We start from the raw sequence: 18899 nt of genomic DNA on the forward strand, positions 1-18899 counted from the left end.
TATTTTTTGTAAGTTTGTAACCAGATTAGCTTAACTGCTTTAGCCCAAATGCGCTAGAGGCTAGTACGCCATGTTCGTGTTAGAACTTAGACTGGTTATAAATTTTTATCCAGCCATGGTCGTCTTTTGTTGAGTACTCATGACTTTCAGAATTTGTTTATTGCTTCTTTTATTTTGAAGCGAAAAATAAAACAGACCCGATATTACCAAAGGTGGGGCAGGGATCAACAAAAAAGCCCCTAAACGGGGCTTTTTTGGACGAAAAATTGATTTGACCACATATTATTGTTGGTTCTCTTTTTCCGTAAAGATGCCAGCAAATAGGGCTGTACTTAGGTAACGCTCACCAGAGCTTGGTAGTACGGTAACGATAGTTTTTCCTGCAAATTCAGGTAGTTCTGCGATTCTGTTCGCAGCTACAACTGCCGCGCCAGATGAGATACCTGCAAGAATACCTTCTTCTTTCATTAGGCGTTGAGCCATCTCAATCGCTTCTTCAGAAGTTACCGATTCAACACGGTCAATAATCTCTAAATCTAGGTTTCCAGGGATGAAACCTGCACCGATACCTTGAATTTTGTGTGGAGCTGGCTTGATTTCTTCGCCTGCAAGCGCTTGTGCAATGACTGGAGACTCGGCTGGTTCAACTGCTACTGAAGTAATCGCTTTGCCTTTTTCACCTTTAATGTAACGACTTGTACCAGTGATAGTACCACCCGTACCAACACCCGCTACAAACACGTCGATTTCGCCGTCTGTTGCTTCCCAAATTTCAGGGCCAGTCGTCTGCTCGTGAATCTGTGGGTTTGCTGGGTTGTTGAATTGTTGTAGTAGTAGGTATTTACTTGGATCTGAAGCAACAATCTCTTCTGCTTTAGCAATCGCGCCGTTCATGCCTTTTGGTGCTTCAGTCAGCACTAGGTTTGCGCCAAGCGCTTTAAGCAACTTACGACGTTCTAGGCTCATTGACTCAGGCATAGTTAGCGTTAGCTTGTAACCGCGCGCCGCGGCTACGAAGGCAAGAGCAACACCAGTGTTACCACTAGTCGGCTCAACAAGCTCAATACCTGGCTTCAGAGTACCTGCTTTTTCTGCTTCCCAGATCATGTTTGAACCGATACGACACTTAACACTGAAGCTTGGGTTACGAGCTTCGATCTTAGCTAGGACGTTACCTTTGCTTACTTTGTTAAGGCGGACTAGAGGTGTGTTACCAATCGTTAGGGTGTTGTCTTCGTAGATCTTGCTCATGCGATATTCCTTCATTTAATGACAGAACTAAACGTAGTATATCAATCACTTTACCGTCTAGTGTCTTTCGATGTTTGTTCAGCTTGAATTTAGATTAAACAAGTTGAAAAAAAGGTAAAAGGATTAAAAAGTTATATCATATAGATATGTAGCAGAATTGACGCCTATCTTTATTGAAATCAGAACTTCAAAAAGATAGGCGAAACTAGGAAGTATAGGCAGGGTTAAAGACGAGAACTATAGACGTGAGCGTAGGGCTTGGTCTTTAAACTCAGCAACCCACATTGCTGTTGCGCCACAAACGGCAACGGGCATTACAATCAGGTTTAAAATTGGAATGGTCGTGAAAACAGAAACAAGCGCACCGAAGCTGTAGCTCTTACCTTGTTTTTGTTTCAAATTGTTTCTCATGTCATCGAACTTGATTTTATGATTATCGAACGGGTAGTCAGCGTATTGAATCGCTAACATCCATGCTGTGAAGATGAACCATAAAAACGGTGCAACGGTTTGCCCTAGTGCTGGAATTAACAAAAGTAGGAATAAACCGATCGCTTTTGGCAGAACGTAGACAAGCTTGCGCCATTCTCTCGCTAATATACGTGGGGTATCTTTGAGAACATCAAGTAAACCATCGTCATTCACTTTTTTACCGCTCAGCAACTCTTCAACTTTTTCCGCGAGCAAGCCGTTGAACGGTGCGGCAATGAAGTTAGCGAGCGTACTAAAGAAATACGAGAACGTGGCCAAGATGGTTAACACTAGTAATGGCCATAAAATGTATGACAACCACGATAAGAAGCTTGGTAACGCACCAATCCAACCTTCAATCCAAGTGTTTAGGTTGGAGAAGATATAAAACAAGGCACCACCAACGAGTAACACGTTCGCGATAAGTGGCATGAGTACAAACTTACGAATGCTCGGTGACAAAGCGATTTTTATTCCGAAAATAAAATAGCCAAAGCCGGAGCGGGGAATAGATTCAATAGTCATATTTAAATTAGGTCACATGTGAATTTGATTAAATAGCAAACATGTCTAGTGTACTCGACCAAAATTAAGAAAAAAAGCGTGGTGAAAATCACACCATGTAAGGAACTAATTGTATTAAGTTGTTCTAAAACAGTAGCTACTTTTGATAGAGTAGTGAGATTAGCCAAATTAACCCAACTTAGTGACAGCGTGTTTATCGCTAGTTGACTAAGAAAGCTGAGAGCGAAAAATGCAGGAATTGCGATTTGTACTCATTATTGTTGGCGCATTAGCTATCGCCGCATTATTGTTCCATGGTCTATGGACGAGTAAAAAAGAAGGGAAAGCAAAGTTTGGAGATAAGCCGCTTGGTAAGCTTGATAACGATAGCTTAGATGAAGCAGAAACTATCCCAAATCGTTCATTCGCCCCAGAAGATGATTTTGAGATAATCCGAAAAGAACGCAAAGAACCGGATTTTGCTGTTTCGCCATCTGCGACTGATCCTCTAATCGATTCAGATCCGCTTACAGCGCCACAAGTGAAAGAAATTCACGAAGACGACATCGAATTGAATGATCTTCCTTCTTTCAGCGTTGAAGACCCAATCAAGGTTGAAAGTGAACCGGAAGAGCTTAAGGAGGAGAAGGTTATTGAGCCTGAAGTTCCAAGCTTTGAGTTGACCGACGAACAAAAAGAAAACCATGCAGGCTTTAAAGAGCAGTACGGTTCGTTTGAAGAAACTTCTGAGACGGTTGATGAGCCACTTGTTCCAAACGAAACGTTCACCCCTGGTGAGCCTGTTGTTGCGAAAGAAGTTGTTACTCCGCAAAGTGCGCCTGTTGAAGAAGCGAAGTCAGATGAAGAACTTGGTTTAGAAGTTATCGTTCTTAATGTTCACTGTGCTGGAGAGATCCCATTCGTGGGTACTGAGCTGTTCCGCAGCATGGAAAACAACGGTCTAACTTATGGTGAGATGTCTATCTACCACTGCTTTGCACAAGCGAGTGACGAACCAAAAGTTATTTTCAGCGTAGCGAACATGATGCAGCCAGGTACTCTAGAACATGACGACCCTGCTGACTTCACGACTAAAGGTATTTCGTTCTTTATGACGTTGCCTTGTTACGGTCAGGCTGATCAAAACTTCAATGTAATGTTGAGTGCGGCGCAGAAAATTGCTGATGATATGGGCGGAAACGTATTGGATGAGTCACGTAACTTAATGACACCAAACCGTTTATCTGATTACCGCAAGCAAATCAGAGACTTTATGACGGCATCGAACGCCTAGCCGTATTGTTTAGCCTTGTAAATAATCTATATTTATAGAAAAGGGCTCCTAAGGGAGCCCTTTTTGATATTTCAATCACGACAGAGAATGATATGAAAGAATCGATTCAAGTTACCTTAGAGCAGTTAAGAGAAACTCTGCATTATCACGCCGTTCGTTATTACGTAGAAGATAGCCCTGAGATCCCTGATGTCGAGTACGATCGATTAATGCAGCAATTGCTAAAGATCGAAGAAGAGAATCCAGAGCTTGTTACGGTGGATTCACCAAGCCAACGTGTTGGCGGTCAGCCTTTAGATGGCTTCACGCAAGTGACTCACGAAATCCCAATGCTTTCTCTAGACAATGCATTCTCTGACGAAGACTTGGATGCGTTCAATAAGCGTATGTCCGATAGAGCACCAACCGCGAACCTTAAAACTTTCTGTTGCGAGCCTAAACTCGATGGCCTCGCTGTGAGCTTGCTTTACGTGAACGGGACATTAGTTCAAGCGGCGACTCGTGGTGATGGCGCAACGGGTGAAAACATCACGGAAAACGTACGTACCATCAGCTCAATTCCACTTAAGTTGCAAGGTGAAGGCTGGCCAGAGCGTATTGAAGTTCGTGGCGAAGTGTTTATGCCAAAAGCCGGCTTCGATAAGTTGAATGAGATGGCTTTGAAGAAAGGCGAGAAAGTCTTTGTTAACCCACGTAATGCCGCCGCAGGTAGCCTACGTCAGCTTGATTCTCGTATTACAGCGAAACGTCCGTTAGCTTTCTACGCATACAGTGTCGGTGTTGTTCAAGGCGCTGAGCTATCAAATAGTCACTACCAACGCTTCTTACAGCTTAAAGGCTGGGGCTTACCTATGTGCCCTGAGACTAAGCAACTGACCTCTCTTGAAGACGTGAAAGCCTATTACCAAGATATTATGACTCGTCGTGATGCTCTGGCTTATGAGATCGATGGCGTGGTGATCAAAGTCGATGATATCGCGGCTCAAGAAGTACTTGGCTTTGTTGCTAGGGCTCCTCGTTGGGCGATTGCTTACAAATTCCCAGCGCAAGAAGAGATCACTCGGCTTAACGATGTTGAGTTTCAGGTGGGCCGTACTGGCGCTATTACGCCGGTTGCTAAACTGGAACCTATCTTCGTTGGCGGCGTGACAGTCAGCAATGCCACTTTACACAATGCCGATGAGATTGCGCGTTTAGGCGTGAAGGTAGGCGACAGCGTTATTATTCGCCGTGCAGGTGACGTTATTCCGCAAATAGTGGCTGTTGTACTAGATCGTCGCCCTGAAACGGCTAGAGACATTGTTTTCCCTGATGCTTGCCCAGTATGTAGTTCTGCGGTTGAGCGTGTAGAAGGTGAAGCTGTAGCGCGTTGTACTGGCGGTTTAGTCTGTCAGGCGCAGCGTAAAGAAGCACTTAAACACTTTGTTTCTAGAAAGGCGCTAGACGTTGATGGACTGGGCGTGAAAGTTATTGAGCAGCTTGTGGACCGTGAAATGGTCGAAACACCTGCTGATTTATTTAAGCTAAGTGCTGGCGTGATTACTGTTCTTGACCGAATGGGGCCTAAATCGGCACAGAACGTCGTGAGTGCGTTGAATAAAGCTAAAGACACGACGTTAGCGCGTTTCCTCTATTCACTCGGTATTCGTGAAGTCGGTGAGGCGACAGCGATGAACTTAGCGCAACACTTTAAGACGCTGGAACTGGTTCAAGCAGCTACTCATGAACAATTAGTTGAAGTGTCAGATATTGGTGACATCGTTGCTAGCCATATCACCAGCTTCTTCTCACAAGAGAAAAACAGAGCGGTCGTCGAGCAGCTGATAGAGCTAGGTGTGAATTGGCCAATCATCGAAGAAGCTGCCGATGACCAAGAGCTACCATTAGAAGGTAAAGTCGTTGTGTTAACAGGCTCATTGTCGCAATTAGGTCGAAGTGAAGCTAAAGCTGCGTTACAAGCATTAGGTGCGAAAGTGACGGGTAGCGTATCGAAGAAAACGGACATCTTGTTTGCCGGTGAAGCTGCGGGTTCTAAATTAACTAAAGCACAAGATTTAGGTATCGAAATAAGAACAGAAGAAGATCTAATAGCCCTTATTTCGTAAGTAAATACAGATAAAAAAAGCTCAAAGGCACTCCTTTCAAGGGAGTGCCTTTTTTGTTTCTGATATAAAAATGAGGGCTTTTTAATTGTTGAGAATTTTGTTCCTATACGAACTCTAAAATCAGGACAGTGACGCTGCTCAACATTAATGAAATACCATTGTAGTTGTATCAAAAATGCGAGTCACTTCTATGTTTATAAGAGCGCGCTCTGTTTAAGCTATTGATACTTATTATTTTTATTGTTTTTGGTTGTGAGCTTTACAATTTATCGATCTGGATCACTAAGTACCTACTAAATTTGCACCAACTCATATTTTTTTAGATGAAAATTAAGTTCTCATTGATCTTTTTGAGGGCGAAGTTAGTCTTAATGCCATGGATGCACACGATGTGTATAACCAGAAAGGAAATAGAGAATTCAGAGTTTAGGGTTCTCAAACAAGAAAAGGTATTTCTCTCTACGGCGGCCAACTTTAGGTGGGGAATATTCAAACAGCTATATCCATTTTTAGGAGTTTTATTCCATGGAAAACAAATTTTTTAAAGTATCTGCGATTACAGCAGCAATGGTAGGTGCACTTTCTGCTGCTCCAGCTATGGCTAATGATCCAATTGGTCCTGAATATGCAAGCCAGGCGTCTGAGTTCTTCTCTGAGTCTACTATTAGCGGTAACCTAAACTTTTTCATGCGTGCTCGTGACCGTGGTAATGTAGACGCAAATGGTAACGATACTGCTAAGACAACAAACTTAGATCACGGGTCTATCTTTGCTAACCTAGGTTTCCATTCAGGTTATGTCGCGGATGTTGTTGGTTTTGACGCAGTGGTATACAGCACATTTGATATGTGGGCTGGTGAAGAAACTGGCGGTTCATTTGAGCACGAGATGAACTTCTTTGACTGTGATTCTGCATACGGTGCAAGTACAGGTTGTGATTCTTATCAAACAGACAATGGTGTTTCTTTCGCAAAAGCAGCATTGAAGTTCAAGTTTGGTGAGAATATCAATGCACAACTTGGTTACTTCCAACCGTCTGTACCTAGTTCTTTAGGTGTTAACTGGTCATTTGCTCCTGGTACGTACCGTGGTGGTGAGATCGGCGGTAACTTTGGTGACCTTTCTGTTGGTTTCGTTTATGCAGACCAGTATAAAGCTCCTTGGTTTAAAGAAACTTACGAATTCCGTGATGGCTCTTTCTGGGGTAGCCCAGGTAAAGATGTTGGCGATGTATACTCGGTAGGTGCTCGTTATACTCTAAGCAATGGCATTGGCCTTGATGTTGGTTACGGTGGTTTGACTGATGGTGACCGTAAAAATTTCCATGCTAAAGTTAAAGGCACAACTGATGGCGGTCTATTCTGGTCACCACAACTATACGTAGTAGATGACGACAACCAATTTGATAGCACGGCTTTCCAAGCGGCTTTATTGACGGCTAAATCTTTTGGTCAATACAGCTTCCGTGCTGAAGCGACATATACATCTGCAGATTCTGAAGATACACGTGGTAACGTAGGTAATATGTCTTACCGTCTAACCGAGCAGTACGGCGGTTCGAACGGTGCTTACGATATTTGGTGGAACAACCGTTCTGACTTTAACCATGATGGCGAATATGCTTTCTTCTTATCTTCAACTCGTGATTTCTCTGATGTTGGTGGTACAGGCTTCAGCGCTGGTGTAAGTGGTGCTTACGGTGCGGGTGCGAAAGCAGACGGTTACGATGAGCTAGTAGAATATGCATACAGCTTCTTCGCAAATTACGCGATTCAAGCTGGTGCACTGAAAGATGCTAATATCAGCTTCTACTACACTAACTTCTTTAATGATTCAGATGCGCCAAACTGGACTGGTTACTCTAACGCCTTCCAAGATGAGACTGATTTCAAACTAGCACTAACGATTCCTTTCGGAGTTAAGTAAGTTAGATAAGAAATAGAAAAGCTGGGCATTTGCCCAGCTTTTTTTCTTTTTAGGAGATATTTATGAAACGTATTATTCCCGTAACATTAATTGCTTTTAGTTTGGCAGCATGTACTTCTTCACCGAAAACAGCGTCTGAGTTTTGGTATGGTCAGGGGGAGCGTTTTGGATCCCGTGGCTACGTGATCGATAATGATTCATTGGCTGATATTAAAGAAAAGGTGGAGTTTGATGAGCCTGCTTATCTTGCCGGTTATGAAAAAGGAAAATTAGAGTTCTGTGATCCATACAAAGCATTTGAAAAAGGCATCACAGGAATAAGGTACACAGATCAATGTGCCGATATGCCTCAGGAGGTGATGATCAAAGCAGAGTGGCAAAGAGGCTGGGACGCATTTATTGGTGCTGATTTCTATAAGTTTAGGTAGGCTTAGAAACGATTAACTTAAACCTACCCATTATAATTATTGATGTGTACCACCATATGCTTTACACAGTTCACGGGGCAGTTGCTTTATCGCTCCGTCACTGAATGTGCACTGAACACCTGCACCAAATACTTTTCCTGCGTTGTTTTGCGCAATAGAGACGGGAGCTGAAAAAATAAACACTGAAGTTAGTGCTAAAGTTAAAAGTTTCATATTTTCCATCCTTCATACTTACCAAAAAATAAAATAAATCGCATTTAAACGTCATGCTTAATACTCAAGTATGTATATAGATAATGAAAGATCAAAGTTGTATAAAAATTTTTAATGAAAAATAACAAAAGTTAATTTCAATATACCAATCAGTAACTTATTGATTCGTGGTGTCTGGAAGTGTCAATAAATAGAAGGTATTTCCTTTATTGAAAATAAAACGCTTATAAATGGCAGACTTTATTTTCTTAAATTATATTTGTTATGCATGGACGGAGGAACGGTGTATTATTTCTTCTTGCCTCAAAGGCATTAAAGGTCCATAAATGCATAAAGTGTAACTGGTTATTAGAGTAATATCATGAACATAAGTGAAGCGGCTAAACTTACTAACTTATCAACGAAATCTATTCGTCTTTACGAAGACAAAGGGGTTATCACTGCGCCTTTCCGCTCGGAAAATGGTTATAGAAGTTATGATAAGAAGCAGATTAAAGAGCTTGGGATAGTTGCTAAAGCAAGAAGCGCTGGTTTTTCGCTTGATGAGTGCCGTGCGCTTGTTGAATTAGCTGACAATCCTTGTCGAGAAAGTGCCGACGTTAAAGCAAAAGCGCAAAGCAAACTAAACGAAGTGAACAGAAAAATAGAAGATCTATTGGTAATTCAGAAGACATTAAAAGAGTGGGTTGAACAATGCCCCGGTGACTCAAATAGCCATTGCCCGATCATTGACTCACTTGTAGAGAAAAAGCCATAAGTAGGTTACTTATGGCTTTAATAAGGAATGCTTCAACTACTCTTTAGTTGGAGTAATCGTTAATACTATGCCATCTACAGCAGTGACGATCACCTCTGTGCCTGCTTCTAAGTCGTGGGCAGTAACCGCTGACCATGTAGTGTCACCTAAACGGATACGACACTTGCCTTTTTGAATGTCAGTATCGATTCGAGCTATTTGACCTACCAGTTGCTTCTCTCTTTGGTTTAACTCTCGTTCTGCATCTGATTGCTTGTCATTCGAGAGTTGTCTTCTCCACCACAACCAAGTCGTGATAAGTGAGAAGCTTGCAAAGGACAGCCATTGCATCTGCCAACCAATTGGTAGAGCACCCAAAAGTGCACCGACCAACATGGCAGATATGCCTATCCATAAAAAGTAACCAGCGGTTCCAACCAGTTCAAGTGCAAGCAGTGCTAGACCAAATGCCAGCCAGTGCCAGTGGTTTACTTGTTCTAGTAATTCGACCATAAGTTAGTCCTTACTACCTTTGTCATTCTTATGTGCAAACATCTCTGCAATACCAGCCACAGAACCCATTAGGCCTGTTGCTTCAAGCGGTAGCATGATGATCTTGCCGTTTTCTGCTTGGCCAATTGATTTCAGTGCGTCGGTGTAGCCTTGTGCAATAAAGTAATTTACAGCTTGCATGTCGCCTTGAGCAATCGCCGTCGATACCATTTCTGTCGCTTTCGCTTCTGCTTCTGCAGCACGTTCACGAGCTTCGGCTTGAAGTATTGCAGCTTGTTTTTCACCTTCCGCTTTCAGGATTTCTGACTGCTTGTGACCTTCTGCTTTTAGGATCTCTGCTTGTCTTACGCCTTCTGCTTCTAAGATATCAGCACGTTTGTTTCGTTCTGCCTTCATCTGAGCATTCATTGCAGCGGTAAGATCGGCTGGCGGTTGTACGTCTTTAATCTCAATACGCGTAACTTTTACGCCCCAAGGATTAGTTGCTTCATCGACGATGTTAAGCAATTTGGTATTGATCATGTCACGCTGGCTGAGCATTTCATCCAGCTCCATCGAGCCAAGTACAGTACGGATATTGGTGAGGGTTAAGTTACGGATCGCGTGCTCAAGGTCATTTACTTCATAAGCTGCTTTAGGGGCGTCGATAACCTGAACAAAACACACCGCATCAATAACGACGTTCGCGTTGTCTTTAGAGATGACTTCTTGTGCTGGGATGTCGAGTACACGCTCCATCATACTGATGCGCTGTCCAACTTTATCAATAAATGGAATGATTAAGTTAAGACCCGGTTTGAGAGTATGTGTGTATCGTCCGAAGCGTTCAACGGTCCAGTTGTTGCCTTGTGGAACGGTTTTTACGCCGGCGAAAATAAATAACAGTGCGACGGCAGTAAAGACGCCAATAGTAATCAAGGTATCAATAGGCATACAAAGTCCTTTGCAAGTTTAAGTTTTTGAATGTTTATTACTCATACTGGCGCATATTTAAAGGTGGGGCAAATTTATAAATGAGAAATGGGCCATAAAACATTGATTTTATGGCCCATTGTGATGTTTTACATTCGAAAATCTAATAGGTGGATTTGCTTGAATTTAGATTTGATAGTTAACTTACGACTCAGCTGTTACAGAACCTGACTAGTAAAGCAGAGAGTACAACTGTCGACGGTATTTACTCGCAACCGCGTTACCTTGTCCAAGCGCACTCAAGATATCCATGAATTCTTTCTTCATGTCACCATCGAGAGTATTAAGATCTTTTGCTAGGAAAGACCACAGTAGATCCATTGCTTCTTCGCTACGGTTCACTTGGTGGTATCGCAGTGCTAATTCAGAGGCCGTTTTAGCATCGCTTGGGTTTTGCTGAAGAGCGGATTCTAGGGCTTGAATCTCAGGGCTGTCTGCTGCCTGTTTATGAAGTTCAAGCTTCGCAACTAAGCCTTTGTAGTAATTATCTTGGTACTCAAGAGGGATGGTTGCTAGCTGAGTTTCAGCAAGGTCAAACTGTTGTGTTTCTAACAAACACTCTGCTATCGCCAGTCTTACTTCACCTTTGCTTGTAAGCTCAGAAGGAAGTTGCTGCATTGCCGCTAGAGCTTGAGTGTGATCGCCTGCTTGCATTAACTCAAGAGCTTGGCGCAGCGCGAGTTCATCTTGACTAGGAAGGTGTTTGCTTAGCATCTCTACAATCGCGTCTAAGCTTTGAGGACCACCCAGTCCATCGACAGGTTGACCGTTAACAAACAGTGCAATCGTAGGCAGTGCTTGAACACCAAACTGGCTAGCAATCGCTTGTTCTTGCTCGCAATTCAGTAGGGCCAAAGTAAAAGCACCGTTGTATTGCTGAGTTAATGTTTGGAGTTCAGGAATGACTTGGGCGCTCTCTTGGCTCATTGGTGCCCAAAAATGGATGAGTACAGGGGTCTGCATCGAACCTTCTAATACTTGACGAAAGTTCTGCTCATTAAGTTCAACAATATGCGGAGATTGCATTTACGTTCCTTGAGGTTTGTTTTGTGGATACGTTGCAAATATGGGGTGAGAAGTCGGTAACTTCAAGATCTAACTCAGTTATCTCAGATAAAAAGCGCCAAAAATAGAAAAACGCCATGCTTCGATGTTGATAGAGTTGTTATCTCAACACGGAAGACACAGCGTTCTCATTGAGGTGGCCAGTGAGGTATTACTTAAGATATTCAAAACAGAATAAACAACGTAATAGCCAAACTCACACCTACCCAATTAAGGCGGTTTAAAGTCATGAAATATCCAGAAGTAGCTTCATCAATTGGGAATAATTGATGAGATAGCCTAAATCATGACATCTTATTGTTACGAATAAATTACATCGTTACATTAAAGTTTGCGACTGTGCATTCAAAGTTACTCATTTATGCTGCTTTTCTTAAAATAGGGTCTAGCAAGCGGCTTGGTAGGAGTCTTTTTAACACAGCGAATACCTTGGTTGGTGTCGTAACTCGGTACCTTAACTTAGGTTTATCGGCAGTCAGCGCATGAAAAACGGGTTCAATGCAGCTTGCAGCAGGCAGGACAAAAGCGTTGTTCGACGACTCTTTTTCAAGTCGGTCTTTTTGCTGTTGGTAAGCTTCTTGGTGGACACTGCCAGAAATGTTGATCCATTTATTGAACGCTTTCAGGGCGTTGGCTCTAAACTGGGTTTCGATAGGGCCGGGCTGAAGTAATGAAATGTGTATACCGCTGCCATGTAGTTCTAAACGTAGAGTATCAGTCCAACCTTCAATAGCGAACTTTGAAGCGTTGTAGGCGCCGCGATATTTCATAGCGGCGAAGCCTAACACTGAACTGTTTTGTACGATTCGGCCTTCGCCACGTTCACGCATATGCGGAAGGATCTGACAAACAAGATGGTGCCAGCCGAAGAAGTTGGTTTCGAATTGCTCTCTGAGGCCTTGAGTCGGTAAGTCTTCTAGCGCCCCTGCTTGGCCGTAAGCACCGTTGTTGAATAATCCATACAACCCGTCAGGTGCGAGTTCAATCGCAAGCTTGGCACCATTTTCAATACTTTCTTGGTTGGAAAGATCGAGTTGGATGCAGGTGAGACCTTCATCTTGAAGGCGTTGAACATCTTGTGGGTCACGACAAGATGCAATGACATGAAAGCCGCGCTTTTGAAGTGCATGGGCACATGTATAGCCAATACCTGTTGAGCAACCGGTAATAAGAATCGACTTGTTCACACTTAATCCTTTATTAGAGTCTCTATCGCTCTAGGGTAAAGAATTAGTCTTGATGTTGTAACAAGTTTTTTAATGCAGGTTCGATCCTAGAGTAACTAAAGTTGAATCCCGTTTCAGTGAGCTTCTTCGGTTTGGATCGAATGCTGTCAAATAGCAAACAAGATGATTCTCCCATCAGAAGCGACATAGCCCATTTCGGAGTGAACAAGAAATGCGGTCGGCGTAGTTGCTTGGCTAGTGTGCTGCTGAACAGTTTATTGGTGACAGGGTGCGGAGCACACATATTAAACTCCCCTTGAGCGTGAGGAATCGACAATAAGTGGTTGATGGCTCTCACCATATCAAGCATGTGAATCCAAGGCATGTATTGTTCCCCAGAGCCTAATGGGCCGCCTACTCCGAGCTTGTACGGCATAAGCATCTTCTTGAGTGCACCGCCATTTTCTCCCAATACAATCCCCGTTCTGAGTAGTATCACTCGCGTGCTATCTGATTGGGCTCGCTTAGCTATCTCTTCCCAGTGAGCACAAACTTTATGAGGGAAGCTCTCATCCTCCACTTGTAATGATTCATCAAATGGGTGTTGTTGTTGATCGCCATAATAACCTACGGCGGAACCACTAATGAAAACCTCAGGTGGGTTGCTGCTGGCCTGAATTAATTCGACCAACTTTTCAGTGATGTGCCAGCGACTATTACAGATCCTCTCTTTTTGCTCTGTACTCCAACGCTTATCTGCAATCGGTTCACCTGCGAGGTTGACTACAACGTCAAAATCATTGAGATCACTGAGCTCATCAATGGATTGAATGTAATGAAGATTATTCTGGTTGAGGTGATTTAGGTTTTGTTTCGCATTTTCAGGACTCCGCGTCAGCAATGTTACGTCGTCAGTGTTCCAACTCTTGACCAATTCAGAGCCAATAAATCCAGTACCACCCGTTAACAATATCTTCATACCAATCTCCCTATTAAACATAATTATAGACACGGCTTGTTTTTAATCGCCAACCAATACGAAAAAATCACTATAACGATCAGTTGGTTTCAATAGTGTGATCCCCAAATTACGCCTTTTAAATTTAAGAATGAGTGAAATAAAATTCATTTGGCTAGGAAGTATACCGCTATCACATTTATGGGTTTTACTCGGATATGTTACCAACTGCGTAATATTTATCACATAAGGAATGATAAGGATTTGCCATGATTATTAGTAACTCATAATCAGCGACAAGGAATTGCGATGACGGCGGTGCTTGCTTTGTTTCGAGCCATGTTAGGTAGCCTGAGAGATCTATTGCCGATCGTGGCGGTGATCGCTTTTTTCCAGCTTGCTGTCTTGCAAGAGCCACTTCCTCATCTGTTATCAATTCTAACTGGCTTAGTGCTGGTGGTGTTTGGTCTGACTTTCTTTATCTTTGGCCTTGAAATGGGGTTGTTCCCGATTGGCGAATCGATGGCTCAAGCTTTTGCGCGAAAGGGCAGTGTGTTCTGGCTATTAACCTTCGCTTTCTGTTTAGGTTTTGGTACCACCATTGCCGAACCTGCGTTAACCGCAGTGGCGGCCGAAGCCGCGGAAGTGGCCGCCGAGGGAGGCGTCATCCCTAATACGTTAGATGAAATGGAAGAATATGCAGATGGTCTGCGTTTCACCGTAGCATTGTCTGTCGGTATCGCTATTTTACTTGGGGTGCTGCGAATCTTAAAAGGTTGGCCAATTCAGTACATGATCATCGGTGGCTATATTGGAGTTGTGGTGCTTACTGCATTTGCTCCGGAAAACATTATTGGGATTGCGTATGACTCTGGTGGAGTGACAACATCGACGATCACCGTTCCGTTAGTGACGGCATTAGGAGTGGGGTTAGCCTCGGCGATTAAAGGACGAAATCCTATGATTGATGGCTTTGGATTGATTGCATTTGCTTCGTTGTTGCCGATGATGTTTGTCATGGTTTATGGGATGGTGGTGACATGATCAGTGTGCAGCAATTTGTCGACACCTTTTTAGGTACCGTGGTGGATGTAATTCCGATTGCGGTGATCATCTTTGGTTTTCAGTTGGCGGTATTACGTAAGCCCGTGAACAATTTAGCTAAGGTGCTGATTGGTTTCTTTTACGTCATCCTTGGTTTGTCTCTTTTCTTGATGGGATTGGAACTTGCACTGTTTCCCTTGGGAGAGACGATGGCCATGCAACTGACCGAGCCAAGTTTCCTGACTGAGTTTAAGGTCAGCTCTGGCCTTACGTTGGTTTGGTTTGACTATTATTGGGTTTATCTTTTTGCATTCTGTATTGGTTTTAGCACCACAATCGCCGAGCCTTCGTTGATTGCTGTGGCAATTAAGGCGAATCAAGTTTCGGGCGGCAGTATCAGTGTTAATGGGCTGAGAATCGCCGTGGCATTGGGTGTCGCTATTGGTATCTCGCTTGGAAGCTATCGGATTGTTGCTGGAGACCCGATCCATTACTACATCATTTTTGGTTATGTCGTCGTGGTCATTCAAACCTTTTACGCCCCAAAACTCATTATTCCATTGGCCTATGACTCGGGCGGTGTAACCACATCAACGGTGACAGTCCCTTTGGTGACAGCGCTCGGGCTTGGGCTTGCTTCAACCGTACCAGGAAGAAACCCTGTCATTGATGGTTTTGGATTGATCGCTTTTGCCAGCTTGTTTCCGATTATTTCAGTGATGAGCTATGCCCAAATAACACAATGGTTAAACCGTTTACACACCTCTAAGGAGAGCAAAGATGCGCTTTAAACTTATCTTAGCGTTTGTAGAAGAGAGCAAGACAGACAGTGTGCTCGATGCCGCGCGTGATGCGGGCGCAACCGGAGCAACCGTGATTAATAATGCCAGAGGGCAGGGCTTAAACCAAAAAACTACCTTCTTTGGCTTAACGTTAGAGGTGCAAAAAGATGTGTTGCTGTTTGTCGTCGAGGAGCATCTAGCAAGGCATATTCTCGAAAGAATTAGTGACGTGGGTGAGTTTGACCAAGAATCGGGACAAGGTATAGCAGTGCAGATTGATGTCGAAGATGCAGTCGGGGTAGCACACCAGGTCGAGACATTAACTAAGGTTGTGGAGGATGAACTATGAATACCAATGACAAGATTCGAGTCAGTGACGTAATGGCCAACACCTATGTGATTATTGATGGGCTAACTACAGTGTTAGAAGCGATAGAGATGGCTAAGAAGCATAAAGTGAAAGCCATCATTGTCGATAAGCGCCACGAAGATGACGAATACGGCATCGTATTGATGAATGATATTGCTAAGAAAGTACTGGCTAAGAACCGTTCTCCGAAGCGAACCAATGTTTATGAGATCATGACCAAGCCAGCGCTAAGCGTGTCTGCTGAGATGAACGTAAAATATTGCGCTCGCCTATTTGAACGCTTTGGTATTAGTCGTGCGCCAGTCGTTTGTGACAACAAGATAGTCGGTATGGTTAGTTACAATAATATCGTAATCAACGGTATGGCGAGAGATGACGTGTAGCATTTAGATACGTACAATAGGCTGATAAACTTTATGGAGAAGTACGTGTGAAATTATTCTTTGCTTCAGACCTACACGGTTCGCTGCCAGCAACAGAAAAAGTATTAGAGCTATACCAAGCCTCTGGTGCACAATATTTGGTTCTATTGGGTGATATTCTGAATCATGGTCCAAGAAACCCGATTCCAGAGGGATACAACCCGCCGGCGGTTGCAGATAAGTTGAATGCGTTTTCTCAAGAGATCATTGCCGTTCGTGGTAACTGCGATAGCGAAGTGGATCAGATGTTGTTGTCTTTTCCAATGATGATGGATTACTCGTGGGTGCTATTAGAATCAGGCCAACGTATCTTCCTAACCCATGGTCATTTGTACAATACCAATAAACGCCCTGCGCTGAAGGCAGGCGATATTATTGCACACGGCCATACCCATATTCCTGTCGCCGAATACCAAAATGACATCTTTATCTTTAATCCTAGCTCGGTGACATTCCCACGAGAGGGACACGCGGCGAGCTATGGCATCTATGAAAACAATACCTTCAAAGTCATTAGCCTTGAAGGTGATGTTCTCGTGAGTGGCCAGCTTTAAACCATTAGATCGGCGGTGAAAGGGCTTATTTTGAGTCTACGTGGCCAAGGTCTCTGTCTGGAGCAATGATGTTTCGCACTCTTTGCTTCAGAACTTTCGCCTCAGGAAAGCCGTCATCTGCTTTTCTTTCCCAAATCTGCATACCATTACAAAAGATTTCGAACCGACCTCCTGTGTCTGGGTGCAAGCTCACTTGCTCAATTTCTTCGCTGAAGGTATGCAGTAGCTCTTGGCATAACCAACTAGAACGAAGCATCCAATTGCATTGACGGCAATAGTGTATGGTGATTGTTGCTTTAGCGATAGGGGAAGCTGTTTGATCTGACTCTGTACTCATGGGTAATCCTTTTAAACGCGAGTAAATTCTTAATACCAATATCACTGTATCAATGAAAATACAGATGCTAAGGGTAATAAAAAAGGAGCATCATGCTCCTTTTTTATTGCTATGCAGTAAATAGCTATTCGATCTTAGTTCGAAAACAATACGGTAGAACCATGATTTAAGCTAGTCAGTAGCAGTGCCTTCGGGTTAACAATGTCTATGCGGCGGCTTTGCTCTGCGTCCATCTTAATGACTTGAGTGATAAGCTCTAGTTGCTCTTCTGAAAAGTCTTGGCGCTGAGCCGAAGTCACATCTTTAAACTCCGTTGGCGAAACCAGTAAGTAGTTGTCGTTAATATCCCACTGACCCGTTTCAGAGATGTTGATGACATTCGCAGGCTCAGTTTGATTACCGTAAAGTCTAACCACTGACATTCTCAAATATGTACCATTTGGCAGGTACTTCGCATTCGATGATAGTTCAACTCTACGAAGTGGGCCGATCGAGTCAGCTTGCTTGTTATCGCTAATCAGCGTCACCATCTTAGATTGCCATTCATGCTGAGTGAGCAAGCGCTCTACTTTTGCATCGCTGCCCCAATACAACCAACCACTCAAAAATGCAGATAGAACCAGTAAAATAATCGATACTTTTAATTTCATGCTACTGACCACCGTTACAAATGTCGTTTACATCCGACTGGTTTGCGTAAATTCTTAGAGTTACATTTTCGCTTGAGTATTCTTGCGGGTGAATGTAGTTGAGGGCAAGGTTATTGGTTTGCCCACCTGTTGCAATCACTTCAGTCGGCTTTAGCATGCCAGTGTGATTCGTGTTGTAACGTAATACACACTTCTCTATCGCTGGCAGCCAACTGCTAAGATCTGGGTGGTTAATCGGTGATTGAACCTTTACGCCATCTATTTCAGCCAATGTTTTGAACTCGGACTCTGCCGGGTTGGTAAATGTCAAAACGAGAATCGGCATGATGAAGGCGGCAAGCAGTAACCAAAATGTTAGCCACTTATTGGTGTTTTTAGCGGGAGCCGTAACAGGAGCGGTTGCTGGTTCTAGTTCTACCTTGGTCTCTTGAACTTTTGCAATTGGCTCTGATTCCACTGTTTCAGTGATCGTTTCTTCAGTCGCTGCAGGCGTTGCAAACGTCAAAATAGGTTCTACGTCATTTTCGGTAATTTCAGCAGCTACTGGCTGATCATGTGATGAAAGTGGGGCAGAGCGCTCAACGGTTGCAATAAATTGATAACCGCGTTTAGGCACGGTCTTTACGAATTCTGGAGATTTGGTCGAATCTTTCAGCATCTTTCTTAGTGTCGATACTGCTTGCGTTAAGCTAGAGTCATCAACCTCAAAGCCTTGGTCTCGCCAAACATACTCGTGTAATTCATTACGAGTGATAACTTCGTTGGGTCTTTCTGACAGCATCAGGAGAATGCGGCTTTCATTGCTGCCAAGGCGTACGACTTCGCCGTCGCTCATTTGGTCAACAAGTGAGTTGCTGTTTGGATCGAAGACAAACCGCTGTGCGAGAATAAACTTTGTGCCGATATTGCTCATTGAATTCTTCTACTTTTGGATGATTTGGGGTGCGAAATAGACAAATCTCAGGTGAAGTTCAGTTAATTCTTCACCAAATCATGGCTTCTTTTATGTTCTTTTATATTTATCAGACTCAAGGATAATAAAAACAGATCAAAAAAACAGTGTTTTTATGATTTTTGACCTTGAATTTACATTTGTCATCCTCATGTTAATGAACATAAGAGTGGCATCAAGTGTTAC

General features: G+C 43.3%; 22 protein-coding genes. 11 read left to right on the forward strand and 11 right to left on the reverse strand.

The window, feature by feature from the left end; translation table 11 throughout:
* Nucleotides 1–282: 282 nt before the first annotated feature.
* Together cysK and cysZ are read right to left on the reverse strand one after the other, a co-directional pair.
* On the reverse strand, nucleotides 283–1251 hold the full coding sequence (cysK, locus tag CWO08_RS04015) for a cysteine synthase A (protein WP_060982183.1): 969 nt from the start codon (nucleotides 1249–1251) through the stop codon (nucleotides 283–285).
* 237 nt (nucleotides 1252–1488) lie between these two features.
* On the reverse strand, nucleotides 1489–2247 hold the full coding sequence (cysZ, locus tag CWO08_RS04020) for a sulfate transporter CysZ (RefSeq protein ID WP_108019956.1): 759 nt from the start codon (nucleotides 2245–2247) through the stop codon (nucleotides 1489–1491).
* A 229-nt stretch (nucleotides 2248–2476) separates the two neighbouring features.
* On the opposite strand from cysZ, the gene zipA reads away from it, so the two are divergent.
* The 5 genes from zipA (at nucleotide 2477) to CWO08_RS04045 (ending at nucleotide 7979) form a co-directional block, all read left to right on the forward strand.
* On the forward strand, nucleotides 2477–3520 hold the full coding sequence (gene zipA / locus CWO08_RS04025) for a cell division protein ZipA (RefSeq protein WP_108019957.1): 1044 nt from the start codon (nucleotides 2477–2479) through the stop codon (nucleotides 3518–3520).
* 92 nt (nucleotides 3521–3612) lie between these two features.
* On the forward strand, nucleotides 3613–5625 hold the full coding sequence (gene ligA / locus CWO08_RS04030; RefSeq protein ID WP_108019958.1) for an NAD-dependent DNA ligase LigA: 2013 nt from the start codon (nucleotides 3613–3615) through the stop codon (nucleotides 5623–5625).
* Nucleotides 5626–6014: 389 nt separating this feature from the next.
* Entirely contained in the window at nucleotides 6015–6170 is a 156-nt protein-coding gene (locus tag CWO08_RS24160; RefSeq protein WP_102432766.1) for a DNA ligase, read from the forward strand.
* The gene (locus CWO08_RS04040; RefSeq protein ID WP_108019959.1) at nucleotides 6151–7551 is read left to right on the forward strand and encodes a multidrug transporter; all 1401 of its coding nucleotides are present in this window, start codon (nucleotides 6151–6153) and stop codon (nucleotides 7549–7551) included. Before CWO08_RS24160 ends, CWO08_RS04040 begins: the two co-directional genes overlap by 20 nt.
* 62 nt (nucleotides 7552–7613) lie before the next feature.
* Complete coding sequence (locus CWO08_RS04045) at nucleotides 7614–7979, forward strand: DUF2799 domain-containing protein (protein WP_108019960.1); 366 nt, start codon at nucleotides 7614–7616, stop codon at nucleotides 7977–7979.
* Between the two features lie 36 nt (nucleotides 7980–8015).
* Here the strand turns inward: CWO08_RS04045 and CWO08_RS23920 are convergent, their stop codons facing one another.
* The gene (locus CWO08_RS23920) at nucleotides 8016–8192 is read right to left on the reverse strand and encodes a hypothetical protein (RefSeq protein ID WP_181360031.1); all 177 of its coding nucleotides are present in this window, start codon (nucleotides 8190–8192) and stop codon (nucleotides 8016–8018) included.
* A 361-nt stretch (nucleotides 8193–8553) separates the two neighbouring features.
* Here CWO08_RS23920 and cueR point away from each other — a divergent pair, with 361 nt between their 5' ends.
* Entirely contained in the window at nucleotides 8554–8949 is a 396-nt protein-coding gene (cueR, locus tag CWO08_RS04050) for a Cu(I)-responsive transcriptional regulator (protein ID WP_102432769.1), read from the forward strand.
* Between the two features lie 36 nt (nucleotides 8950–8985).
* Here the strand turns inward: cueR and CWO08_RS04055 are convergent, their stop codons facing one another.
* From CWO08_RS04055 to CWO08_RS04075, 5 genes are all read right to left on the reverse strand, one after another.
* Nucleotides 8986–9441 (reverse strand): NfeD family protein, encoded by a 456-nt coding sequence (locus CWO08_RS04055; RefSeq protein WP_108019961.1) that lies wholly within the window; start codon nucleotides 9439–9441, stop codon nucleotides 8986–8988.
* Between the two features lie 3 nt (nucleotides 9442–9444).
* Nucleotides 9445–10374 carry an SPFH domain-containing protein gene (locus CWO08_RS04060; protein WP_017063395.1) on the reverse strand — a complete coding sequence of 310 codons (930 nt, stop codon included), beginning with the start codon at nucleotides 10372–10374 and terminating at the stop codon, nucleotides 9445–9447.
* A gap of 210 nt (nucleotides 10375–10584) precedes the next feature.
* A complete protein-coding gene (locus CWO08_RS04065) occupies nucleotides 10585–11439 on the reverse strand; it encodes a co-chaperone YbbN (RefSeq protein WP_108019962.1) in 855 nt (284 codons plus the stop codon).
* A 398-nt stretch (nucleotides 11440–11837) separates the two neighbouring features.
* Nucleotides 11838–12665: an SDR family oxidoreductase gene (locus CWO08_RS04070; RefSeq protein WP_048664658.1), complete on the reverse strand. Its 828-nt coding sequence runs from the start codon at nucleotides 12663–12665 to the stop codon at nucleotides 11838–11840.
* Between the two features lie 43 nt (nucleotides 12666–12708).
* Nucleotides 12709–13623, reverse strand: coding sequence for a TIGR01777 family oxidoreductase (locus tag CWO08_RS04075; RefSeq protein WP_102479481.1), 915 nt, complete (start codon nucleotides 13621–13623; stop codon nucleotides 12709–12711).
* Between the two features lie 288 nt (nucleotides 13624–13911).
* Here CWO08_RS04075 and CWO08_RS04080 point away from each other — a divergent pair, with 288 nt between their 5' ends.
* The 5 genes from CWO08_RS04080 to yfcE are packed head-to-tail and all read left to right on the forward strand — an operon-like array spanning nucleotide 13912 to nucleotide 16774.
* Complete coding sequence (locus CWO08_RS04080) at nucleotides 13912–14646, forward strand: DUF1538 domain-containing protein (protein ID WP_048660868.1); 735 nt, start codon at nucleotides 13912–13914, stop codon at nucleotides 14644–14646.
* Nucleotides 14643–15437, forward strand: a complete 795-nt coding sequence (locus tag CWO08_RS04085; protein ID WP_102479480.1) for a DUF1538 domain-containing protein — start codon at nucleotides 14643–14645, stop codon at nucleotides 15435–15437. Before CWO08_RS04080 ends, CWO08_RS04085 begins: the two co-directional genes overlap by 4 nt.
* A complete protein-coding gene (locus tag CWO08_RS04090; RefSeq protein WP_048660866.1) occupies nucleotides 15427–15777 on the forward strand; it encodes a P-II family nitrogen regulator in 351 nt (116 codons plus the stop codon). The genes CWO08_RS04085 and CWO08_RS04090 overlap by 11 nt, the downstream gene beginning before the upstream one ends.
* Entirely contained in the window at nucleotides 15774–16181 is a 408-nt protein-coding gene (locus CWO08_RS04095; protein ID WP_048660865.1) for a CBS domain-containing protein, read from the forward strand. Before CWO08_RS04090 ends, CWO08_RS04095 begins: the two co-directional genes overlap by 4 nt.
* Before the next feature lie 47 nt (nucleotides 16182–16228).
* The gene (gene yfcE / locus CWO08_RS04100) at nucleotides 16229–16774 is read left to right on the forward strand and encodes a phosphodiesterase (protein ID WP_108019963.1); all 546 of its coding nucleotides are present in this window, start codon (nucleotides 16229–16231) and stop codon (nucleotides 16772–16774) included.
* Between the two features lie 25 nt (nucleotides 16775–16799).
* Here yfcE and CWO08_RS04105 read toward each other — a convergent pair whose 3' ends face one another.
* The 3 genes from CWO08_RS04105 to CWO08_RS04115 form a co-directional block, all read right to left on the reverse strand.
* Entirely contained in the window at nucleotides 16800–17078 is a 279-nt protein-coding gene (locus CWO08_RS04105) for a SelT/SelW/SelH family protein (protein ID WP_108019982.1), read from the reverse strand.
* 167 nt (nucleotides 17079–17245) lie between these two features.
* Nucleotides 17246–17761, reverse strand: a complete 516-nt coding sequence (locus tag CWO08_RS04110) for a regulatory protein ToxS (protein ID WP_017066005.1) — start codon at nucleotides 17759–17761, stop codon at nucleotides 17246–17248.
* Nucleotide 17762: 1 nt separating this feature from the next.
* On the reverse strand, nucleotides 17763–18674 hold the full coding sequence (locus CWO08_RS04115) for a transcriptional regulator (protein ID WP_108019964.1): 912 nt from the start codon (nucleotides 18672–18674) through the stop codon (nucleotides 17763–17765).
* Between the last annotated feature and the right edge of the window lie 225 nt (nucleotides 18675–18899).

Origin of the sequence: Vibrio sp. 10N.286.48.B8, assembly GCF_003050085.1 — a bacterium.
Classification (GTDB): domain Bacteria; phylum Pseudomonadota; class Gammaproteobacteria; order Enterobacterales; family Vibrionaceae; genus Vibrio; species Vibrio crassostreae.